The organism is Telluribacter humicola (genome assembly GCF_017355935.1).
GTDB lineage: Bacteria > Bacteroidota > Bacteroidia > Cytophagales > Spirosomataceae > Telluribacter > Telluribacter humicola.
The window spans coordinates 155422-175175 of sequence record NZ_JAFIQT010000007.1 but is presented as its reverse complement, the minus strand read 5'-3'; the positions used below and the strand labels follow the sequence as shown (position 1 = coordinate 175175).

The window sequence follows — 19754 nt, the reverse complement described above, 5'->3', positions numbered from 1 at the left end:
CTGTCGCAAGGCTTTTACCCTTATGGAGGGATGTGGCCAACCTAAGTAAGGTTGATTGCGCCGGAACGTGGATTTTAAATCCTTTTTGTCTTACTTGGGTCTTTGATCATAAAGCTGAAAATTAACTATCAAGGTATGAATTTATATAGTATCGACACAGGCTTTTTCAAACTGGATGGCGGCGCCATGTTTGGCGTAGTACCCAAGGTGCTCTGGAATAAGCAAGTCCCTGCCGATGAAAACAACCTGTGTAGCTGGGCCATGCGCTGCCTGCTGGTCGAGGATGGCAATCAATTAATTCTTATAGATACCGGCTTGGGCGATAAGCAGGACGATAAGTTTTTTGGACACTACTACCTGCACGGCAACGACACGCTGCTGGGTTCCATTAAAAAAGCCGGATTCGCACCCGAAGATGTGACGGATGTACTGCTGACCCACCTGCACTTTGACCACGTGGGCGGAGCGGTAAAGTACGACTCCACCCGATCAAAGCTGGAACTTACTTTCCCTAATGCAACCTACTGGTCCAACGAAGAGCACTGGGAGTGGGCGACTGAGCCGAACCCGCGCGAAAAGGCATCCTTCCTCAAAGAAAACATCCTGCCCATCATGGACTTAGGACAGCTGGGCTTCGTGGATAAGGCCATGTCGCCTTTCGAGAATATAGACTTCATACACGTGGATGGCCATACCGAGCAGATGATGCTGCCCGTGATCCGGTACCAGGAGAAAACCATCATCTACATGGCTGACCTTGTTCCCTCTTCGGCGCACGTGCCGCTCCCGTGGGTGATGGGCTATGACGTAAGGCCGCTGCTGACGATGCAGGAGAAGGAGAGGGTACTGCAACGGGCGGTGGATGAGCAGTACATCCTGCTGTTTGAGCATGATGCTACTTATGAAGCGGCCCTGGTCGAGCAGACCGAAAAAGGCATACGGATCAGTGAGCGTGGAGCCCTGCGTGACTTTATCAGCCGGTAAACTTTCGTTCGCATTGCCTCGTTACTATGTACAACAACTAAGGTACGAATAGGCTAGTATGAAGATTGGATTAGTATTATCGGGGGGAGGCGCCAGAGGTATTTCGCATCTGGGAGTCGTAAAGGCGTTGATGGAGCACGGTATTACGCCACATATAATCAGCGGTACCAGCTCGGGCGCAGTTTTCGGCGCGTTATTAGCCTATGGATATACCCCGGACGAAATCCTTGACATCGTTACCAAAGTAAGCATCGTACGGCAACTGCGTCCTGCCATTGGGAGCGGGGGGCTGCTCCGGATCAACCGGCTCGAAGATACCATCCGTACCTATATACCCGAAGACTCCTTTGAATCCCTGAAAATACCGCTGGTCGTCAATGCCACGGATGTATGCGCCGGGGAGCTGGTGTACTACCGGGAGGGCGAACTGATACGTCCGGTACTGGCCTCCTGCTGCTTGCCGGGCCTCTTTGCTCCCTATGAGTACCAGGGGCGGCAGCTCGTGGATGGGGGCGTACTCAACAACCTGCCGGTGGAGGTCATTGAGGAGGAGGCTGACTTTATTATAGGTGTACATTGCAATCCTTTTCCTGTTAAAGATACCGTATGCAGTACCCGCGAAGTCCTGTTTCGTAGCCTCCTGCTGGCGGTCCATAATCGTAACAAGGAGCGGTTCGTCCGGTGCCACCTACTCATCGAGCCACCGCTGCTACGTGACTACCAGGTATTTGATATGCGTAATAGTAAGGCTATGTTCGATGTCGGCTACGATTATACCCGTCAACTCCTTCAGGAGTCACCCGTTCTGGCTTTGAATCATGCATCCAGCGATACTTCGGAGTAATCCATAGTACCTACTTTCTGCCGCTTGTAAGACGGCCATAAAGAAAAGGCGTCGACTACTGTCGACGCCTTTTCTTTATAGCTAACGAGGTAAAAGAGAATCAGACTTCTTCTTTCCTGCGGGCATTAACGAACAGAGCTCCACCAATCAGGGCCAGCAGTAGTATAGAACTAATAAGCTCCACCGTAAAGCCCGCACTAACTGATATTGGCTCGAAGCGGAACGTGATGGTATGCTTACCGGCTGGTACCCGCAGGGCGCGGAGTACGTAGTTGGCGCGTAGCATTTCGGCAGGCTGTCCGTCGATAGTTACCTTCCATTCATCCCGTACGTTGTAGTAGATCTCCGAGAACACAGCCAGTTGGTCGCTGCTGGCATTGCTTTCGTACACGAGCTCATTGGGCTTGTAGCTGGTGAGGCGGATGCTGTTGGCGGAGTCGGACCGGATGGTCAGGCCCTGCAATTCATCCGCAAAACGATTATCCAGCACGGCCGTCTGCCGGGGCTGGATGCTATCCAGCGCTTTCATTTCGGCGTTGGCGTTAGGTACCAGTATATACCGATCTACAAACCAGGCGTGTCCCAGCGCCTCGGGGTTTGGCTGGGCTACGGGACTACCGTCTTGACCCTGTGTAATGATGTACTTGGTATTGAGCATGCTCAGTATACCCGGATTGGCATTTTGCTTGGCAATCTGGTTCTCGATCAGCTCCTGGTAGCGACGGAGCTTGGCTCCGTGGTAGCCGCCAATGGATTTATGGTAGTAAGAGGCCTCGGCATTATTGAAAGTATTACGCATCACATCCAGTACCCGGAAGTTCGGGTCAGGGTCCTGCATGATCTGCTGGTCAGCCGGATTAGGCGAAAATATAGACTGAGCCGCCTGCTTGCTGACGAAGTCGTCATTGTTGAGATACCTTTTGCTGACACCGAACATATCAATAGTTACCAGGATCAATAGCGAGGGGTATACCAGAGCCGCTTTAATCTTCTCCTTAGCCCACAGCCAGATAATACAGGCAGCCAGCAGGATAAATATCGCAGACCGGAAAGCGTCACCACGCAGCATGCTGATACGGTCCTGTACAATGGATCGCATGATGTCTTCGGCGAAGGCCCGGTTCTGGGTACTTTGTGTGAGGCTGTCAATAAACTGCGCGTCATTATTGCCCCGGAAGCTCAGGAATACCGTAGGCACCAGGGCCAGCAGCAAACAGAATCCGGCAGTAATACCGACACTGATAGCCAGTGGGCGCGTCAGTTCGGTGGCGGTGAGCTTCTTCTGAGCAAGATCCCGTAGCGTAAGACCGGCCATCATTACCAGCAGGAGCTGCACCAGATTCAGGATCATGGTAACGGCCCTGAACTTATTGAACATCGGGAAGTAGTCGAAGAAGAAGTAATTCAGTCCGGCGAAGTTCTTACCCCAGGCCCAGATTACGTACAGGAAAGCCACTCCCAGTATCCACCATTTGAGATGGCTTCTGACAATAAACAGACCCAGTACAAACAGGAAGAAGATAATAGCACCCGCATAGGCAGGGCCACCAGTCATGTACTGACCACCCCAGTAGAGTGGTAGCGCCTGTACAAAGCTACCCGCATTGGCCGCGTCAACACCGCGGTTTACGAGGGTCTTATAAGTATCTGAACTAATATCCAGCGAACCCTGTGAGGGGCCACCGTACAAGTTAGGGATGAGCAGCGTAAAGGTTTCGAATATACCATAGCTGTACTGGAAGGCATACTCCTTATCAAGGCCATCCTGCCCGGGTTCCGGTTTGGTAGCGGAGGGGGTACTTAGCTCCGATTTACCCCGGATGGTTTCTTTAGTATAATCATAGGCATTCCAGAGGCGGGTGGTGTGCGTACCAATGGCCACAACACCGGCCAGGGCCAGTCCGACCAGCGTCAGCACGAGCTGTCGGCTTTGTCCGCGTTTGATCAGTGCTACGCTTTCTATTATTACGAGTACCACTATACCTACTCCCAGGTAGTAGGTGATCTGTAAGTGATTGGCGTATAGCTCCAGTGCGAAGAACAGGGCCGTAAGAGCTGCGCCGCTTAGCCAGTGCTTACGGAAAGCAAGCAGTACACCGGCCACTACACCCGGAGCATAACCTAAGGCCAGGATCTTGGACACGTGCCCGGCTTCGAGGCTGGTCGTAAAGTAGGAGGCAAAGGCATAGGCCACCGCTCCCATCGCCGATATCCAGCCATTGGCCCCCAGGACCAGCAGCAGGATGTACGCGCTGATCATCGTGAGCAGGAAGTAGTTGGCGGGGGCAGGAAGTATACTATTGACCGCCCGTCCCAGCTTGGTCGATAAGCTGCCGGGATAGTCGCCCGCAATCATGTAAGCGGGCATCCCGCCGAACATGCTATTGGTCCAGGCTGACCATTCACCCGTTTCTTCATGAAACTTAGTGACCTCCTGAGCCGCTCCCCGCGCCTGAATGTCGTCGTACTGATTCAGCCGTTTCCCGTTGAGTACCGGAGAAGCATACATGAGAGAAAGTAGTGCAAAGCCCAGAACAGCTACCAGATGTGGCCATAGACGTTGCCACGAAATAATATTTTTCATGCAGATACAGAGTCGAATACGTCTTTTTTCTCAATTTTGTGAGTGACGGATTTTCGGGAAGACCAGGTTAAATTTTGATTAACTGTCACAAATATAGAAGTATTGCCGTATGTTTGGGATATTAAATAGTTAGCTTCTTTTGAGGTATTTCAACTAAAAAACCATAGTCTTTCACATTTTTTAAGAAAATACCCAATAAATTTGCGGCCGTTGTGTCAAAACAGAGAATATTCTGACGCAGGTCTTAATTTTGGCGTAGTAGTAACCTGACCATTCTAAATGAAAAGAATTGCTGTATTTACCTCCGGTGGTGATGCTCCTGGTATGAACGCTTGTATCAGAGCGGTAGTACGGGGTGCAGTGTATCACGGAATTGAAGTTTATGGAATAAGAAGAGGATATAGCGGCATGATTGCCGGGGATATATTTCAGATGTCTTCCCACTCAGTAAGTAATATTGTACAACGTGGGGGTACTATCCTAAAGTCGGCCCGAAGCAAGGAATTTATGACTCCCGAAGGGCGTCGCAAAGCATATGATAAGCTGCAGGAGCACGGCATTGATGGGTTGATAGCTATTGGTGGTAACGGTACATTTACCGGAGCCATGACTTTTCATAACGAGTACGGCATTCCTACTGTAGGAGCGCCGGGTACTATTGATAACGACCTGTACGGAACGGACTATACCATTGGATTTGATACGGCAGTCAATACAGCTCTGGACGCTATCGACCGTATCCGCGATACGGCCAGCTCGCACGACCGGGTATTCTTTATTGAAGTAATGGGACGTGACTCCGGCTATATCGCGATCCAGTCGGGTATTGGCGGAGGGGCAGAGCTCGTCATGGTACCTGAGGTACTGACACCTATCTCGGAGGTAGTAGAGACGCTCCGTCAGGGCTGGTTGCGCTCCAAGGCTTCTTCGATCGTGGTAGTGGCCGAAGGGGAAGAGGAAGGAAGCGCCGCTGAGATAGCTGATAAGATCAAGAGTCAGATCGAGGAAGATATAGACATGCGGGTAACTACGCTGGGCCATACCCAGCGGGGAGGTTCCCCATCGGCCTATGACCGTATTCTGGCGAGCCGTCTGGGACTTGGCGCGCTGGAAGGACTACTGGCCGGACAGAAAAACGTAATGGCTGGTATCATTAACAATGAGCTGGTATATACTCCATTTGAAGATACCATTCGCCTGCCCAAGCCGATCAATGAGGATCTGCTTCGTATGGTGAAGATCCTGAGCATATAAGCAGCTACTGCTAAGCAATAAAGCCACCCAATGGGGTGGCTTTATTGCTTAGCAGTAGCCTACCAGCTTGTATACAATATACCCGACCCACTCGTGCCAGAGCAGGTGCGAATAACCCACTACCTCCGGGTCAGGCACCAGTATCTGCTTTATGGTAGGATTAAAGTTGCCTCCGTATATATCAGCCGGGAAGGAAGTAGTCTCTATGCCGGCTTTTTCAAAACATCCCTCAGCCCGGCGCAGGTGAAAGGCTGAGGTAATGAGCAGGTACTTGCCTTCAGGAAATCTGTTTTTAAGAATAGCTGCCGAATTAAGTGCATTTTCCCGGGTATTGCGGGAAGCACCTTCCAGGATAATATCCCCCGGTGGCACGCCCCACTGTACCAGCAGGGCCGCCGCCGCCTGCCCATCTCCCAGTTTCTTGGCCATTTTATCTGGGTGATCCCTCCCGCTGATCAGGATCTTACGGATCTTGCCGGCCTTGTACAGCAGGTACGCCTGCAGAAAGCGATCGGCATGGTTACCTAGTCCAGGATGGTCAATATCCAGGCTGGGCACCGATATCATTCCCCCCGTCAGTACTACACCCACATCGTACGTCTGCTGCAAGGAATTAATATTCTTTGGCTCGTGTTCCCACCAGTTGTAGGCTCTATTCACAAGGTAGCCGTTGGAGATCATGTATAGGGTCACCAAAGCTACCAGTACTGCCCTACGGGAGTACTCTTTCTTCCTGATAATGAGTGAAAATAGAAGTAGTAAGAGGACGATGCTGAAAGGCATCAGCAGGAAGTCGAGAGTTTTGGATAGAAAATAGAACATTATGGGTACGATCCTGTAGGTTGTGTCGTTTTGAGGTTAAATTTGCGTATAGAAATTAACACATGTAAAAGTATGAAAAAAGGGTTTATTGGCAGGTGGTTTATGACGGCGCTCCTGCTGGGTGTCTGCTTGTCAGCCTCGGCACAAGGGTACCGCATAGAAGCCACCCTCAAAGGCCTGAAAGATACCTCCTGTATCCTGGGACATTATAGTTATAGTAACAAGCAATTCTTCTCCAAAGATACGGCTAGGGTTGATGCCAGCGGGCGAATGGTATTTGAAGGCAATACGCCTCTACCGGGTGGCCTGTACCTGGTACTATTGCCGGGGCAGCGCCGTTGGGTAGAGCTGGTGTACTCTGGTAAAGAAACACACTTCTCCTTCGAAGCAGATACCGCTGAGATCGTAAAAAGCATGGTCATAAAGGGTTCTAAGGAAAATGAGGTTTTCTATACCTACCAGAACGAGCTACGCCGTATCATGGAAGGGGGAGGAGCTGATGCGCAGAAGCAGTTTATGGATTATCAGAAAGGGTTTCTGAAGGAGCAGGCAGGTACATTTACCTCCAAGCTGTTAAAGGCTTCTCTGGAACCCGAAATACCCACTGCTCCCAAGCTTCCGAATGGTAAGTCGGACTCAACCTGGGTATTCAACTACTACAAGGCCCACTACTGGGATGGCTTTGACTTCACCGATGACCGCCTGCTGCGGACACCCTTCATCCAGCCTAAGCTGGAGCGGTACTTCAAGGATCTGGTTGTACAGGTACCTGACTCCATTATCAAAGACGTAGATGCTCTGATCAAAAAGGCAGCGCCTAATAAAGACATGAAGTCGTACCTGATCTACTACATCACGAGCGAGTACGAGAATGCCAAAGTAGTAGGTACCGAAGGCGTGTTTGTGCACATGGCCGAGAAGTACTACCTCACCGGTGAGATGGAGGTATCGGCCGACGCCCGCCGACGGATTGGTGAGCGGGTAGCGAGCATGAAGCCCCTGCTGGTGGATAAGATCATCCCTAACCTGACCCTGTCTGATCCCGAGAAGAAGCCGGTAAGTATCCATGGCATCAAGGCAGATTATACGGTGCTGTTCTTCTATTCACCGACGTGCGGGCATTGTAAAGAGGCGGCTCCGAAGCTGAAAGAGTTTTATGAAAAGAATAAAGCTACCGGCGTGAAGGTACTGGCTATCGCTACGGACCAGAGCCCCGAGGACTGGAAGCAGTACGTCAGCACCTATAAGCTGGGCGACCTGCTGCACGGCTACGACTATAACTTCCGTACCGACTACCGCACCCAGTTTGATGTGTTTTCAACGCCTACGATCTACGTACTGGATAAGAACAAGAAGATCATTGCCCGCCGGATGCCCATCGAGCAGCTGGACGATTTCTACAACTTCTACCGGAAGAGCCATGCAGCCAGCTCTACTGCTGCTCCTAAAAAAACGGCCTCAGCAGGTTCGAAGAGTAGTAAGTAAAGGATTGTATAGATAACAGAAAAGGGAGCCTGGTGCTCCCTTTTCTGTTATCAGGTCAATCATGTCAAATTCCTTTTGAAAGTACACATATCTTCACTTTCCTCCTTTCTTCCCTTCGGTACTTTCCTCCTTCACTAAATCACTCCATCACAATTCACTTATTCATTAATATCGTGCATAGTAGTTGCGCAGCTTGTTGGTAAGGCGGTCGTAGATGGGTTTGCTGAACTCCACGAACAGCTGCTGGGGTGGGGGAGGCAGTAGCTCGCGGGTATTGCTTATGCGTTTTTGCTCGGCAGTAAGGGCACGCTCATCGCCGTTGTAGTTGGCCCACTCACAGAACCAGTTAAATTCGCCCGGAAACTTCTCCTGATATACCATACGACGGCTGCCAAACTCCTGGATCTGCATATCCAGTACTCCGCTTGAATGGACTGTCTTACGGTTACGGTTGAGCTTAGCCGTTACTTTGTTATACACGGGTACCTTTTTGCCATCCACCGTAGCTTCACCTACCTTAACGCTATCCTTGCTGGTTACGATTTCAGACTTAGTTTCCACGAGTGTTTGTCCTACTACAAAGTCATCAAACTGTAGCCGGACCACGTGGTCGGGTCGTAGCTTAATGTCGGAGGCTTCTTCAGGTGTATAGAAGCGGACAAATTTGTTGAGGCGACGGTTGGTCTGAAGAAACTCGTTGACGCGGTCCTGGAAGTACTCGTTGCTGAGCTGGTAGGCCCGTGAGCTAACCAGTACCTGCTCTACCACAACCTTAAATGAAGCCTGCTCGTAAGCTTCGTCGAGTTTGCGCGTAACGTCCTGGTAGTTGGGCACAATGCCATCCACCCGCTCCAAATGCGTATAGGCCTGGCGGGCATTTTCACGGCCTCCCTGGTTCAGCAGGCGCTCCGCCTCGGCGTATCGGTCAGCAGCGGCCTTGTGACGGGCTTCTCTTTCCTCGTCATAGTAGCTACGGGCTGTTACCAACTGGCCGCAACTACGGCAGTCTCGCACTGCGTTGTACAGGCGATTGAGGCTGGTATAGGCTTCGGCTACCGGTTCCCAGCGAAAGGGCTCCACGGACTTTTCGTAGCGGGTGATATCGTCCAGGTGCTGCTGGAGGGCCATTGGGTAGGCCTCTTTCAGTATATCTGCCGAGGATGTATGGCGGGGATTGTCTTTGAGCTTTTCGACGGCCCGGTATACCGACTCATCATAGTCACCACGGCGTAAAGATTTTTTGGCAGATCGACAGGCATTGAGCGACAGCAGCAGAGCCATCGCCGACAGGCAATAGAAGATTATTTTTTTCATGACTAAGGCTTGTTGAGTAATAGGGTCAACGCTAAGCCAAAGTTCAGGAAAATTATTTCAATTTGGAACGCTTTACTAGATAGGCGGTCAAAATGGGATCAAAACTCTGCGCAATATCTGCTTCAATGAAATCAACCTTGTACTGACCGCACTTGAGTTTCAGGTCCCGATAGAATTGTTTGACGTACTGCTGGTAGTGGTCACGTACCTGGTGAGGCTGCACCTTTACACGTTCTCCGGTTTCCAGGTCAATAAACTCGTACGGACGGTCTTCAAAGGCAAACTCCTCTTCGGTCCGCCGGTCCGTAACATGGAAGAGCAGTACCTCGTGGAGGTTGTGACGCAGGTGCTGCAGTGCCGTAAACAGCTGTTCGCTATGCTCAATATTATCAAACATATCGCTGAATATAACTACCAGCGAACGCTTCTGTATCTTCTGGGCGATCAGGTGAATCACCTCCGCCACTGAGGTCTTCTTCTGCGGGCGGGGTTTCTGCAGGAGGTTATCCAGCTCGATCATGATCTTATGTACGTGCGAGGGCGTAGACTTTACCTGGGTCTGTACCTCAATCTGATCCGAGAATGTGCACAGGCTTACGGCATCTTTCTGCCGCTGCAGTAGGTGAGCGAGGCTAGCTGCCGCCATAATACTGAAGGTCATCTTGCCGTAACCCGGCTCCGGGTAGTACATAGACGACGACGTGTCCAGCAGGATGTGACAGCGCAGGTTGGTTTCTTCCTCGTAGCGCTTTACAAACAGGCGGTCGGTCTTACCGTATACCTTCCAGTCGATATGCCGGGTACTTTCGCCGGTATTGTACAGGCGATGTTCGGCAAACTCTACTGAGAATCCATGAAAGGGAGACTTATGAAGGCCCGTAATGAAGCCTTCTACCAGCTGCTTGGCCAGAAACTCAAGATTACCAAATTCGCGGATTCGGGCCAGATCCAAAGGACGACTACTCATACTCGGGTAGGGGGTCAGGTAAAAACGTCTTCTTTATAAGTCTATACAACGCAGTATTTACCCCCGTAGTGTAAGCTAAGGAGCCTACTTAGGGCCCCTGTTACTGCCGGTAGTCGTGGTTACTGCCTTCTTGATAAGAGTCGAGATAATCTCTCCGGTACTTTGCAGTACGGTTTCGTGAGGGGCCAGAAGTACCATGCCCTCCATACCTATTACCCGAATGACTACATCCGCTACACCATGACTTACCAGGCCTAGTTTACTGGCGGCTGCTTTACTAACGTCAATCAGGCGATTCTTGTTTTGGGTGAATGGTCCCCGGTCATTAATACGGACTACGACGGTGCGCTTGTTGGCCAGATTAGTGACCTCAACCATCGTGTTATGGGGAAGGGAGCGATGAGCTGCGGTGAGTTCGTCGCTGTTGAATATTTCTCCGAAATAAGTTTGACGGCCATCAAAATTTGGGGAGTAGAAAGAGGCTCGTCCTTTTTGGGTATCACCGAGGTCTGCCTGTGCTTTCAAAGACCTGGGAATGGCAAATAATAGAGTTAAAAAAAGTAGGAACACATACGATTTCATGCCTTGAGGGTTTGGTGAAACATAATCCCGAACAAGTTCTGTATGATACAGATAATCAACTTATTCGGCCTGGCAAACACTAATGCAATACCCCAAATATAAAGCAGATAAAAATTAATAACCTAAAACTAATTAGTTATTTCATATACTTTATACGAAAGTTTATAAATACTTATTTGGATGTTCGTATTATTCTTTCTAAACTTTTGGTGAAAAACAATATAGTTTCTATTTTAGCGTTTGATTAACCATAAATCCTAGACATAGTGGAAGACAGAGAGAAAATCTACTCCAAACGGGTCAGAGCGGGAAAACGTACTTACTTCTTCGATGTTCGCTCGACGCGATCCAACGATTACTACCTTACCATTACCGAAAGCCGCCGCCATCCACAGGGAGATGGCTTCACGTACGAAAAGCACAAAATGTTTTTGTACAAAGAAGATTTTGACAAGTTCATTGATGCTCTCCAAGAGGCTGTTGACCACGTCAAGACAGAGCTTATGCCCGATTTCGATTTTACTCAGTACGAAGCCAAAGCCGATGAACTAGACGGCATAGGTACCACCGAACTGAAGTGGGAGTAGGGAAATAAGTCGTTTTTGTAAGAAAAGGCAGCCTTCGGAGATGGAATCCGAAGGCTTTTTAGTTTTTCGGGCTTTAATTGGTAATTTTGCACTATATTTTTCAAACTGTTGATTACCAACTAAGCAATGAGTCTTCAATGTGGGATTGTAGGATTACCAAACGTAGGGAAATCCACCTTATTTAACGCCATATCGAGTGGCAAGGCCGAAGCGGCCAACTATCCATTCTGTACCATCGAACCCAACGTGGGCGTAGTAACTGTACCCGACGATCGTCTGGATGTACTGACTGAGCTGGTAAAGCCCCAGAAAGTAATACCTACTATCATGGAGTTTGTGGACATCGCCGGACTGGTAAAAGGCGCCAGCCAGGGAGCCGGATTGGGTAATAAGTTTCTGGCCAATATTCGCGAAGTAGATGCTATTGCCCATGTAATCCGCTGCTTCCAGGACGAAAACGTTGTTCACGTAGAGGGCCGTGTGGACCCTGTATTTGATAAAGAAATCATAGATGCCGAGCTGCAGCTCAAAGATCTCGAGTCGGTAGATAAGAAGATACAGCGTATTGATAAAGCGGCCCGGGTGGGTGATGCCAAAGCCAAAACCGAGCTAGAAGTACTTAAAATGTACAAGGCAGCCCTCGAAGCGGGCCGTAACGCACGTAGTGTAGAGGTATCCGAAGAGGATAAAAGAGCGGCCATTGGTGACCTGCAGTTGCTAACGGCTAAGCCGGTTATCTACGTAGCTAACGTGGATGAAAACTCTATGCTGACCGGCAATGAGTACTCCGAAAAGCTACGGGAAGCAGTAGCTCAGGAAGGAGCCGAAGTAATTGTACTCTGCGCGGCCATTGAATCGCAGATTGCTGAAATTGAAGACCCCGAAGAGCGCCAGCTGTTCCTGGAGGAGTTTGGTCTGGCGGAGTCTGGATTGAGCAAGCTCATCAGAGCTGCATACAGCCTGCTGAACCTGATTACGTATTTTACGGCCGGCGTGAAAGAAGTACGCGCCTGGACTATCGTGCGGGGCTGGAAAGCTCCCCAGGCTGCCGGCGTTATTCATACTGACTTCGAGAGAGGCTTTATCCGGGCGGAGGTGATCAAGCTGGCTGACTATCAGCAGTACAAATCCGAGGCGGCTATCAAAGATGCCGGTAAAATGGCCGTGGAAGGCAAAGAATACGTAGTAAAGGATGGTGATGTTATGCACTTCCGGTTTAACGTATAGTGCTGATAGTTAAACTATTATATAGTTATATAAAGTAAAAAAGGCGCGAAGTATCGCGCCTTTTTTACGTATTACCTACTTTTCAACGATCTATTCATTAGCGCCAGGCAAATGGAATAAGTAGCATTAGTAGTTAAATGAATCCGGACGGATATCATCTTCCATATGGGCCAGTTCCTTGTGCATCATAGCCCGGAAAGTACGGGCCATGTGGATAAGGTTATCGACCCGGTATTGTGCTTTTTTCATCAGCCTTACGTTCTGACCAGCTTCGATCAGTTGACCAAACATCTCCCGCAGAGCAAAAAGCTCTTCAACGTGGACAGAGAAATCCTGTACGACGTACATCTGGAATCCGCGGTCTTCAAGCTGGGGAAAAAACAGGACCAGGTGGAAATCCTTGCCCGAGAAGAAACTTACAACCTTATTATCATCAAAGCTTTTTGGCATTTCATGGTGATCTACCAGACAGTCGATAATATCAGCTTCATTTCTTGTTATATACAAATTGGGAGTAAGGTACTGGCTGGTTTCGATGTATTTATTCATAGCGTCTCCTAGTATTATTTGTGTTGAACCACACGATTAGCTTTTTCTTCTAGTTACAAATCTATTAGTATAACAGAAAAAACATAACTATTCTTATTAGTTCTTTAATTATTGCAAGATATAGTTAATTTGTATTATGAGCCTGTTTTTAGAAAATTCCAAAAAAATATCTCCGGGGGCTATTGCTGGAAAGCAGTAGTCATGAAAAATCCATATTCCTGCCGGAAAGGATGGTTTTATTGAAGGAGGTTGGCCCTGGAAAAAAAATTAAAAAAATTGGGCCTTCTTGTAAAGATGCAATGATTAATCAGCGTCGGCGGTTCCATTCGACGGTCCGGTAGCCTACCAACTGGTCAGAGCGGCCGGCCGGGGGCCTGAAATAAACCAGGATATCGTAATCATTTTCGGCATTGACATAGCTTCCTTCTACCTCCGTTTCGTCGGCTGGTTTTGAGCCTTTACCTACTACTGCATAGTTATAATTAACTACTCCCTGCTTGAGTAGTATGACCGCGTTATAAGCCTGTAGATCCTGGTTATAGGTCATGCGGTTGAGATCGTTGAGCAGCCACAGGTTAAAGGCTCCGTTGACGTACAGTGTGCCATCCGGGATCTCGGGCATGCGCAGCGTAAATACTACCGGAGTGTAGTCTGCTTCCACACTGCCGTTGCCTGATTCCCGTTGGTCCACGATGTACAGGCCGTTGAAGTCGTCCATGCCGAAGTACCCTCCATTGGCCCGGGGTTCATCCGGCGTAAGAATAAGGCGTGTAAACTCACCTAGTCGTTCTATCTCATAGATACCGAAGCCGCGGGCCGCCAATGTACGGCTGTCAAAGTAACGGTACTCGTTGCCGCCCTGGAAGGTATTCTCCAGATTGAAAAACTGGTATTCGAGTACCTGATCAAATGGACGAACATTAGTAGGTTTAAAGCCGGTTTTGGCGTTGTCCCAGCGGAAGTTTTTACGGATGACTACCTTCAGATCCGTTTGGGGGGATATGAGCCGGTAGCTTTTATAGTCAATGCTGAAATCGATCTGCTGGTGCGAAAACTGCTCCTGAATTCCCTGCGAGAAGCGGGCCTGAGCCGCGATACTTACTTTACTCTCATAGAACATAAACCGCCTCGATAGTACCGGCTTCCGCTCCCGTTCAGAATACACCACCAGCACGTAGTTGCCGGATAGCTTTACCTTGGGTACCTCAAAACGATAGTGGTAGTAGGGTACCTTAGTGCTGAACGACTGTGAAAAGGTAGTAATAGGGTAGTCGTTGTACTCGAAGGTATACTCGATATCATTCAGTACAGAGCGGCTCCAGTCGGCGTTGCAGTGGATGATCTTGGCGCGGAAGCCCCGGTAGTCAGCCGTCAGGTCATCAAACTCCAGGATAAACGGCCGGTTAGCGCCAAGCGGCAGGATGGCCGGTGCCAGAAATCTGCGTGGATCTTCGGGATTGTCCGCCGCCGGATACAGCAGTACCGTCTTGATGGTCTCGCTATAAATATAGTCATCCAGTCTTACCTCAGCCGTTGGCTGGGCGAGGCTCGCCTGTGTACTAGCTATTAGATATATGAATAGGGCAAAAAGACGCTTCATGAGTATCAGATTTGACGGAGTAGCAGGTTGTTAGCCGTAAGGCATGTTGTGATACCATACATATAGGCTGGCCTGTTGTACTTTAAATTGAATGTTCAAATTACTGTGCCTGCTATGAAAGTAAAACAAGCTAAGACTTCTTTTACGTCCTTTTTGATAAAAGAGTATATTAAAGCTGATTTTTATTGAAGAGCACCTAAACTACCCCTAATCTAAAACTACATGGAAAAGATACTACTACTGCTACTGATGGGAATAGCGTTAGAGGCCACAAGCCAGTCGCTGAGCCCCGTTGAGAAGAAAATAGTTGAACACGTCACAAATAACATGCTCCAGACCGAAAAGCTGCTGGAGGAGGTAGTGAATATCAATAGCGGTACGCTGAATAAAGAGGGCGTGCGGCAGGTAGGGGAGCGGCTGGGGAAAGAATTCAAAGCGCTGGGCTTTACCACCGAATGGGTATCGCTGCCGGATTCGCTCAACCGGGCAGGACATCTCGTAGCCTACCGCAAGGGGAACAAGGGAAAGAAACTATTCCTGATTGGTCACCTGGATACGGTATTCGAAAAGTCGATGCCTTTTACCCCCTACACCCGCCTCAACGACTCCACCGCTACCGGCCAGGGTGTCAATGATATGAAAGGTGGGGATGTCATGGTAGTAGCGGCACTGAAAGCCTTGCATGCGCAGGGACTGCTGGATGGTACTTCCATTACCGTCTACTTCACGGGTGATGAGGAAAGCAGCGGCAAGCCGACCAGCATCAGCCGGAAAGACTTTATTGATCGGGCCAAACAGCATGACATAGCCCTGGCTTACGAAAACGCTCAGGGATTTAGTATCGCTACTACCGCCCGGCGGGGTATCAACGACTGGCGGCTTACTACCTACGGCAATTCCGGCCATTCATCAGGTATATTCTCTAACAGCGCCGGGTACGGAGCTATCTATGAAGCGGCCCGTATCCTGGATCAGTTCCGGGTACAGCTGAGCCAGGAGAAGTACCTGACTTTTAATCCGGGTGTTATTGTGGGCGGTACGGAAGTAAATTATGATCCCATGCTGGATAGGGGCGAAGCCGTAAGTAAGACCAACATTATCTCACAAAAGGCGATGGTGACGGGTGATCTACGATTTCTATCCGAAAAACAGAAGGAGGAGGCCCGGGCCAGAATGCGGGAGATCGTAGCACAGAATCTACCCGGAACCCGGGCCGAGATTAACTTTACAGATGGTATTCCTTCGATGGAGCCTACGCCCGGTAACGCGGCGGTGCTCCAGGTACTGGATCAGGTTAGCCGTGACATGGGGCTTGGTAGTGTGCGGGCAGGTGATCCGGGTTCGCGCGGGGCGGGTGACATATCTTACGTTGCGAAGTACCTGGATAGTCTGGACGGGCTAGGTGCCTCGGGCAAAGGAGCGCACGCACCGGGCGAGACCATCAACCTGAAAGAGTACCCCGCCCTGATCCAGCGCTCAGCCCTGCTGATCTACCGTCTGACGAGGTAGGTACTTATGGGGATAGGCAAAGAATTTTAACCTTGTTTGTGTATTTTTGGTAAATCAGCCTGAGACTTATGACCGCACAACCACACAAATACTATAGCCCGGAGGAGTACCTTGAACTGGAACGGGAAGCTGACTACAAGAGTGAGTACTACCGGGGCGAGATTTTTGCCATGGCCGGATCCGGTCATAATCACAACCGGATCGTGGAGAACTTGTCGATCGAGATAGGCTCCTTTTTTAGAGGTAAATCCTGCCGTACCTATTCCAGTGACCAGCGTATACACATTCCAGCCAACGGCCTGTACACCTACCCAGATCTGATCGTGGTATGTGGGAAGAATGAGTACCTGGATGACAAGAAGGATACTATCCTCAATCCTACTGTACTGGTAGAAGTACTGTCAGAAAGTACTGAGGCGTATGACCGGGGCGAGAAATTTCACTTCTACCGTAGCATCCCAACCCTAAGGGAATACGTGCTGATCAATGCACGTGCGGTAGCCGCGGAAGTGTTCAGGAAGAATGATGATGGTATATGGATGCTGGCCTCCGAGGCCTATGCCGTTGACAAGAGCATTGAGTTGGCTAGCGTAGGGCTCACCCTGGCCATGCAGGATATGTACGCCCAGACGGAGGATCTGGTGTAAGGTTAAGCCGCCTGTAGTTTGACGATTTCCAATTCGGCACCTTTCTGGATGGCCTCTTCTCCTTTTTGTAACACTTGACGGGCAATGTCAGCATCCAGGTAGTAGTGGCCGCAGTTTATGCAGACTTGAGCAGGTACCTCCTTAATGATAATCAGAGAAGTACCTCTTTCTAATGTTACAGTTACGTGACCTGCTTCAGTGGTCCCCTCTTTGCAAAGTTGGCAATTCATAGTAGCTATTTTATTTTGTTCCTGAAACCCATTTCCCAAATAGTCAAGTCAGGAATATAGGTGGTGATAACTACACAGTTCCCTGTTTCATCCTGCGCAAGCATAACATGAATGGGCTGTTGATTTTTAAAATCTAACAACAACACACTCGGATATGGTTTGTCATCAGGATATGAGCGATTAACCTCTCCAGCTTTGATGATAGTTTCTACGTCATCAACACCAATGCCTCTTTGAAACATTTTCATAATAGCATGGTCACTAAATTTCGTTGATTGACAAACCATCTTTACAAAGATAATACAAGAAAGCAGTTTAGATAAACTATATTAATAGCTAGTTCAAAAGCAGTAAAGGGAGCCACTACGACTCCCTTTACTGCTTTTATCCTTTCTTCCCTTCCTCCTTCCCAAAGAAACTACCCCGCCAGTTCCTCTACTTCCAGCATGGCTACTTCCCAGGCTTCGGTCGTAGCGGCCAGCTTTTTCTTAGTATGGGCGTAGTCGTCGTTGAGCTTATTCAGAGTCTCTTTTTCGTGGTACGAGCTGGGATCGGCCAGCTTGGCTTCCAATTCTTTTTTCCGCTTCTCCAGCTCAGTGATCTTTGCCTCCAGTTCCTCTACTTGCTTCTGAGCTTGTTTCAGAGCTTTCTGACTTTCGCCATTTGAACTAGTCTTCTTAGGTTCGACTGGCTGCGAAGGTTTTACCTGCGGTGGTGCACTGCTCACAACCGACTTATCGCTTATAGCCGACTGCATGCCACGCTCTTCCAGCCAGATATTATATTCTTCGAATGTACCCGGGTACTCTTTGATCTGATGATCTTCGATGTACCAGATTTTATTCGCAATACTCTCTACAAAATAACGGTCGTGCGAAACCACGATATAACTACCCTCGTACTGCTGCAGCGCCTGGATCAGGATATTCACCGACTGCATGTCGAGGTGGTTGGTAGGCTCATCAAGCAGCAGGAAGTTAGCCTGCGACAGCAGTACTTTCGCCAGCGCCACACGCGACTTTTCTCCTCCCGATAAGACCTTGATCTTCTTGAATACATCGTCACCCGAGAACAGAAAGCAACCCAGTACTGTTCTGAGTTCAGTTTCGGTCTTGGTCGGGTTGGCGTACTTCAGCTCTTCGATGAGGTTGTGCTCTACGTTCAGCGACTCTAGCTGGTGCTGCGCGTAGAACGTAAACGATACGTTGTGACCCAAACGGCGCACGCCATCAATAGGCTCAGTACCGGCTACCACGCGTAACGCGGTAGACTTACCTCGTCCGTTGGCTCCGATCAGTGCTATCTTATCACCACGCTCCATACTGATGTTAGTGTGGTCTAGAATTACCTTCTCGCCGTACGCTTTGGAGGCATTTTCCAGCTGGAGTACGTGACGTCCCGGTTGCGTCGTAAACTGGAATCGGAAGTGTACACGGGCATTTTCGTCCAGTACTTCATCTACATAGTCCATCCGTTCCAGCGACTTCACCCGGCTCTGTACCTGGCGTGACTTACTGGCCTTGGCCTTAAAGCGCTCAATGAAGCGCTCCGTCTGGCGAATCTTAGCCTGCTGGTTTTCGTAGGCACCACGCTGTATTTCATTACGAAGAGCTTTTTCTTCCAGATAGAAGGAATAATTACCCGAATACAGATTCAATTTAGCACCTGATACTTCTACGATGGTATCCACCACATTATCCAGAAACTCCCTATCGTGTGAAACTACTATAACGGCACCTTCATAACTCTGTACGTATTTTTCAACCCACTGGATAGAGGGAAGGTCCAGGTGGTTGGTAGGCTCATCAAGCATGAGTAGTGAGGGCTTCTGCAGAAGTAGCTTGGCCAGCATTACCCGCATACGCCAACCTCCCGAGAACAGACGAAGGGGCCGGTGCAGATCGTCGGTCGAAAAGCCCAGACCTTCCAGAATGGCCTCAGCCTTAGACTGGATGGTGTAGCCATCCAGTGCTTCGAATTCATCCTGTACACGGGCCAGTTTGTCCACGAGTTCGTCGCGGTAGTTGTGCTCCATGTCGTGCAGGATCTTATCCATCTGTACCTGTAGATGGTTCTGCCGCTCGAAGGCCTGCATCGCCACTGACAGGATAGAGTCGTCGCTCTGGTAGGAGAGCAGATCCTGATTTAGAAATCCAATGCTACAGTCACCGGATTTGGAGATACTGCCCCCGTCGGGCTGGTATTCACCAATGATCAGTCGCAGCAGGGTTGATTTGCCCGTTCCGTTCAGACCGATGAGTCCAATTTTCTGCTTGGGCTTAATATGCAGCGAAGCACCTTCATAAAGAGCACGGTCGCCTAGGTAGTAATCGAGGTTGGTTATCGCAATCATAGGACAAAGGTACGGCGAAAGTATGAAAATCAGTGACTCCCACCGGAGGAATAGTATATAGTTAATCCATGAAAATAACGGATAAAAAGGTGCAGTTGGTTCAGTACTAGTATACTGGTTTCAACTAATAGTTCAATTTTGACGGTTGATACGCTAAAAGCTACAACTCAGTCCGGTGTGACTTTGGTGAGCAGAGCCTATCCTGCACTTTTGTCA

The 19754-nt window shown here is 49.4% G+C and carries 18 protein-coding genes; 8 read left to right on the top strand and 10 right to left on the bottom strand.

The genetic code is table 11. The annotated features are described in order from the left end of the window. Window positions 1–135: 135 nt before the first annotated feature. Together JUB14_RS23315 and JUB14_RS23310 are read left to right on the top strand one after the other, a co-directional pair. Window positions 136–984: an MBL fold metallo-hydrolase gene (locus JUB14_RS23315; RefSeq protein WP_207509264.1), complete on the top strand. Its 849-nt coding sequence runs from the start codon at window positions 136–138 to the stop codon at window positions 982–984. A 58-nt stretch (window positions 985–1042) separates the two neighbouring features. Further along, on the top strand, window positions 1043–1828 hold the full coding sequence (locus JUB14_RS23310; RefSeq protein WP_207509263.1) for a patatin-like phospholipase family protein: 786 nt from the start codon (window positions 1043–1045) through the stop codon (window positions 1826–1828). Between the two features lie 100 nt (window positions 1829–1928). On the opposite strand, the gene JUB14_RS23305 is transcribed toward JUB14_RS23310, so the two are convergent. Next, on the bottom strand, window positions 1929–4412 hold the full coding sequence (locus tag JUB14_RS23305; protein ID WP_207509262.1) for a glycosyltransferase family protein: 2484 nt from the start codon (window positions 4410–4412) through the stop codon (window positions 1929–1931). A 279-nt stretch (window positions 4413–4691) separates the two neighbouring features. On the opposite strand from JUB14_RS23305, the gene pfkA reads away from it, so the two are divergent. Then, window positions 4692–5666, top strand: a complete 975-nt coding sequence (gene pfkA, locus JUB14_RS23300; RefSeq protein ID WP_207509261.1) for a 6-phosphofructokinase — start codon at window positions 4692–4694, stop codon at window positions 5664–5666. Window positions 5667–5714: 48 nt separating this feature from the next. Here pfkA and JUB14_RS23295 read toward each other — a convergent pair whose 3' ends face one another. After that, window positions 5715–6488 (bottom strand): YdcF family protein, encoded by a 774-nt coding sequence (locus tag JUB14_RS23295; RefSeq protein WP_207509260.1) that lies wholly within the window; start codon window positions 6486–6488, stop codon window positions 5715–5717. A gap of 72 nt (window positions 6489–6560) precedes the next feature. On the opposite strand from JUB14_RS23295, the gene JUB14_RS23290 reads away from it, so the two are divergent. Continuing rightward, window positions 6561–7973: a TlpA family protein disulfide reductase gene (locus tag JUB14_RS23290; protein WP_229368183.1), complete on the top strand. Its 1413-nt coding sequence runs from the start codon at window positions 6561–6563 to the stop codon at window positions 7971–7973. A gap of 165 nt (window positions 7974–8138) precedes the next feature. On the opposite strand, the gene JUB14_RS23285 is transcribed toward JUB14_RS23290, so the two are convergent. From JUB14_RS23285 to JUB14_RS23275, 3 genes are all read right to left on the bottom strand, one after another. After that, window positions 8139–9287: a hypothetical protein gene (locus tag JUB14_RS23285; protein ID WP_207509259.1), complete on the bottom strand. Its 1149-nt coding sequence runs from the start codon at window positions 9285–9287 to the stop codon at window positions 8139–8141. Between the two features lie 52 nt (window positions 9288–9339). After that, entirely contained in the window at window positions 9340–10254 is a 915-nt protein-coding gene (locus tag JUB14_RS23280) for a DUF58 domain-containing protein (RefSeq protein WP_207509258.1), read from the bottom strand. A gap of 84 nt (window positions 10255–10338) precedes the next feature. Continuing rightward, the gene (locus JUB14_RS23275; RefSeq protein WP_229368181.1) at window positions 10339–10779 is read right to left on the bottom strand and encodes a septal ring lytic transglycosylase RlpA family protein; all 441 of its coding nucleotides are present in this window, start codon (window positions 10777–10779) and stop codon (window positions 10339–10341) included. A 323-nt stretch (window positions 10780–11102) separates the two neighbouring features. Between JUB14_RS23275 and JUB14_RS23270 the strand changes: the two genes are divergently transcribed. Together JUB14_RS23270 and ychF are read left to right on the top strand one after the other, a co-directional pair. Further along, complete coding sequence (locus JUB14_RS23270) at window positions 11103–11423, top strand: DUF3276 family protein (protein WP_207509256.1); 321 nt, start codon at window positions 11103–11105, stop codon at window positions 11421–11423. A 126-nt stretch (window positions 11424–11549) separates the two neighbouring features. Next, the gene (ychF, locus tag JUB14_RS23265; RefSeq protein WP_207509255.1) at window positions 11550–12650 is read left to right on the top strand and encodes a redox-regulated ATPase YchF; all 1101 of its coding nucleotides are present in this window, start codon (window positions 11550–11552) and stop codon (window positions 12648–12650) included. Window positions 12651–12776: 126 nt separating this feature from the next. On the opposite strand, the gene JUB14_RS23260 is transcribed toward ychF, so the two are convergent. Then, complete coding sequence (locus tag JUB14_RS23260; protein ID WP_207509254.1) at window positions 12777–13199, bottom strand: hypothetical protein; 423 nt, start codon at window positions 13197–13199, stop codon at window positions 12777–12779. A 307-nt stretch (window positions 13200–13506) separates the two neighbouring features. Next, window positions 13507–14799, bottom strand: a complete 1293-nt coding sequence (locus tag JUB14_RS23255) for a type IX secretion system plug protein (protein WP_207509253.1) — start codon at window positions 14797–14799, stop codon at window positions 13507–13509. Between the two features lie 222 nt (window positions 14800–15021). Between JUB14_RS23255 and JUB14_RS23250 the strand changes: the two genes are divergently transcribed. Together JUB14_RS23250 and JUB14_RS23245 are read left to right on the top strand one after the other, a co-directional pair. Next, the gene (locus tag JUB14_RS23250; RefSeq protein WP_207509252.1) at window positions 15022–16308 is read left to right on the top strand and encodes a M20/M25/M40 family metallo-hydrolase; all 1287 of its coding nucleotides are present in this window, start codon (window positions 15022–15024) and stop codon (window positions 16306–16308) included. Window positions 16309–16376: 68 nt separating this feature from the next. Next, complete coding sequence (locus tag JUB14_RS23245) at window positions 16377–16955, top strand: Uma2 family endonuclease (RefSeq protein ID WP_207509251.1); 579 nt, start codon at window positions 16377–16379, stop codon at window positions 16953–16955. Window positions 16956–16957: 2 nt separating this feature from the next. On the opposite strand, the gene JUB14_RS23240 is transcribed toward JUB14_RS23245, so the two are convergent. The 3 genes from JUB14_RS23240 to JUB14_RS23230 all read right to left on the bottom strand — a co-directional run bounded on the left by JUB14_RS23240 (window position 16958) and on the right by JUB14_RS23230 (window position 19538). Beyond that, window positions 16958–17185 (bottom strand): type II toxin-antitoxin system MqsA family antitoxin, encoded by a 228-nt coding sequence (locus JUB14_RS23240; protein ID WP_207509250.1) that lies wholly within the window; start codon window positions 17183–17185, stop codon window positions 16958–16960. A 5-nt stretch (window positions 17186–17190) separates the two neighbouring features. After that, window positions 17191–17472, bottom strand: a complete 282-nt coding sequence (locus JUB14_RS23235) for a DUF4258 domain-containing protein (protein ID WP_262897631.1) — start codon at window positions 17470–17472, stop codon at window positions 17191–17193. Between the two features lie 131 nt (window positions 17473–17603). Next, window positions 17604–19538, bottom strand: coding sequence for an ABC-F family ATP-binding cassette domain-containing protein (locus tag JUB14_RS23230; RefSeq protein ID WP_207509248.1), 1935 nt, complete (start codon window positions 19536–19538; stop codon window positions 17604–17606). Window positions 19539–19754: the final 216 nt, after the last annotated feature.

Bases quoted from the DNA above. Each gene is read 5' to 3' on its own strand.
- JUB14_RS23315 (WP_207509264.1), top strand. From the start codon at position 136: ATGAATTTATATAGTATCGACACAGGCTTTTTCAAACTGGATGGCGGC.
- JUB14_RS23310 (WP_207509263.1), top strand. From the start codon at position 1,043: ATGAAGATTGGATTAGTATTATCGGGGGGAGGCGCCAGAGGTATTTCG.
- JUB14_RS23305 (WP_207509262.1), bottom strand. From the start codon at position 4,412: ATGAAAAATATTATTTCGTGGCAACGTCTATGGCCACATCTGGTAGCT.
- pfkA (WP_207509261.1), top strand. From the start codon at position 4,692: ATGAAAAGAATTGCTGTATTTACCTCCGGTGGTGATGCTCCTGGTATG.
- JUB14_RS23295 (WP_207509260.1), bottom strand. From the start codon at position 6,488: ATGTTCTATTTTCTATCCAAAACTCTCGACTTCCTGCTGATGCCTTTC.
- JUB14_RS23290 (WP_229368183.1), top strand. From the start codon at position 6,561: ATGAAAAAAGGGTTTATTGGCAGGTGGTTTATGACGGCGCTCCTGCTG.
- JUB14_RS23285 (WP_207509259.1), bottom strand. From the start codon at position 9,287: ATGAAAAAAATAATCTTCTATTGCCTGTCGGCGATGGCTCTGCTGCTG.
- JUB14_RS23280 (WP_207509258.1), bottom strand. From the start codon at position 10,254: ATGAGTAGTCGTCCTTTGGATCTGGCCCGAATCCGCGAATTTGGTAAT.
- ychF (WP_207509255.1), top strand. From the start codon at position 11,550: ATGAGTCTTCAATGTGGGATTGTAGGATTACCAAACGTAGGGAAATCC.
- JUB14_RS23260 (WP_207509254.1), bottom strand. From the start codon at position 13,199: ATGAATAAATACATCGAAACCAGCCAGTACCTTACTCCCAATTTGTAT.
- JUB14_RS23255 (WP_207509253.1), bottom strand. From the start codon at position 14,799: ATGAAGCGTCTTTTTGCCCTATTCATATATCTAATAGCTAGTACACAG.
- JUB14_RS23250 (WP_207509252.1), top strand. From the start codon at position 15,022: ATGGAAAAGATACTACTACTGCTACTGATGGGAATAGCGTTAGAGGCC.
- JUB14_RS23245 (WP_207509251.1), top strand. From the start codon at position 16,377: ATGACCGCACAACCACACAAATACTATAGCCCGGAGGAGTACCTTGAA.
- JUB14_RS23240 (WP_207509250.1), bottom strand. From the start codon at position 17,185: ATGAATTGCCAACTTTGCAAAGAGGGGACCACTGAAGCAGGTCACGTA.
- JUB14_RS23235 (WP_262897631.1), bottom strand. From the start codon at position 17,472: ATGGTTTGTCAATCAACGAAATTTAGTGACCATGCTATTATGAAAATG.
- JUB14_RS23230 (WP_207509248.1), bottom strand. From the start codon at position 19,538: ATGATTGCGATAACCAACCTCGATTACTACCTAGGCGACCGTGCTCTT.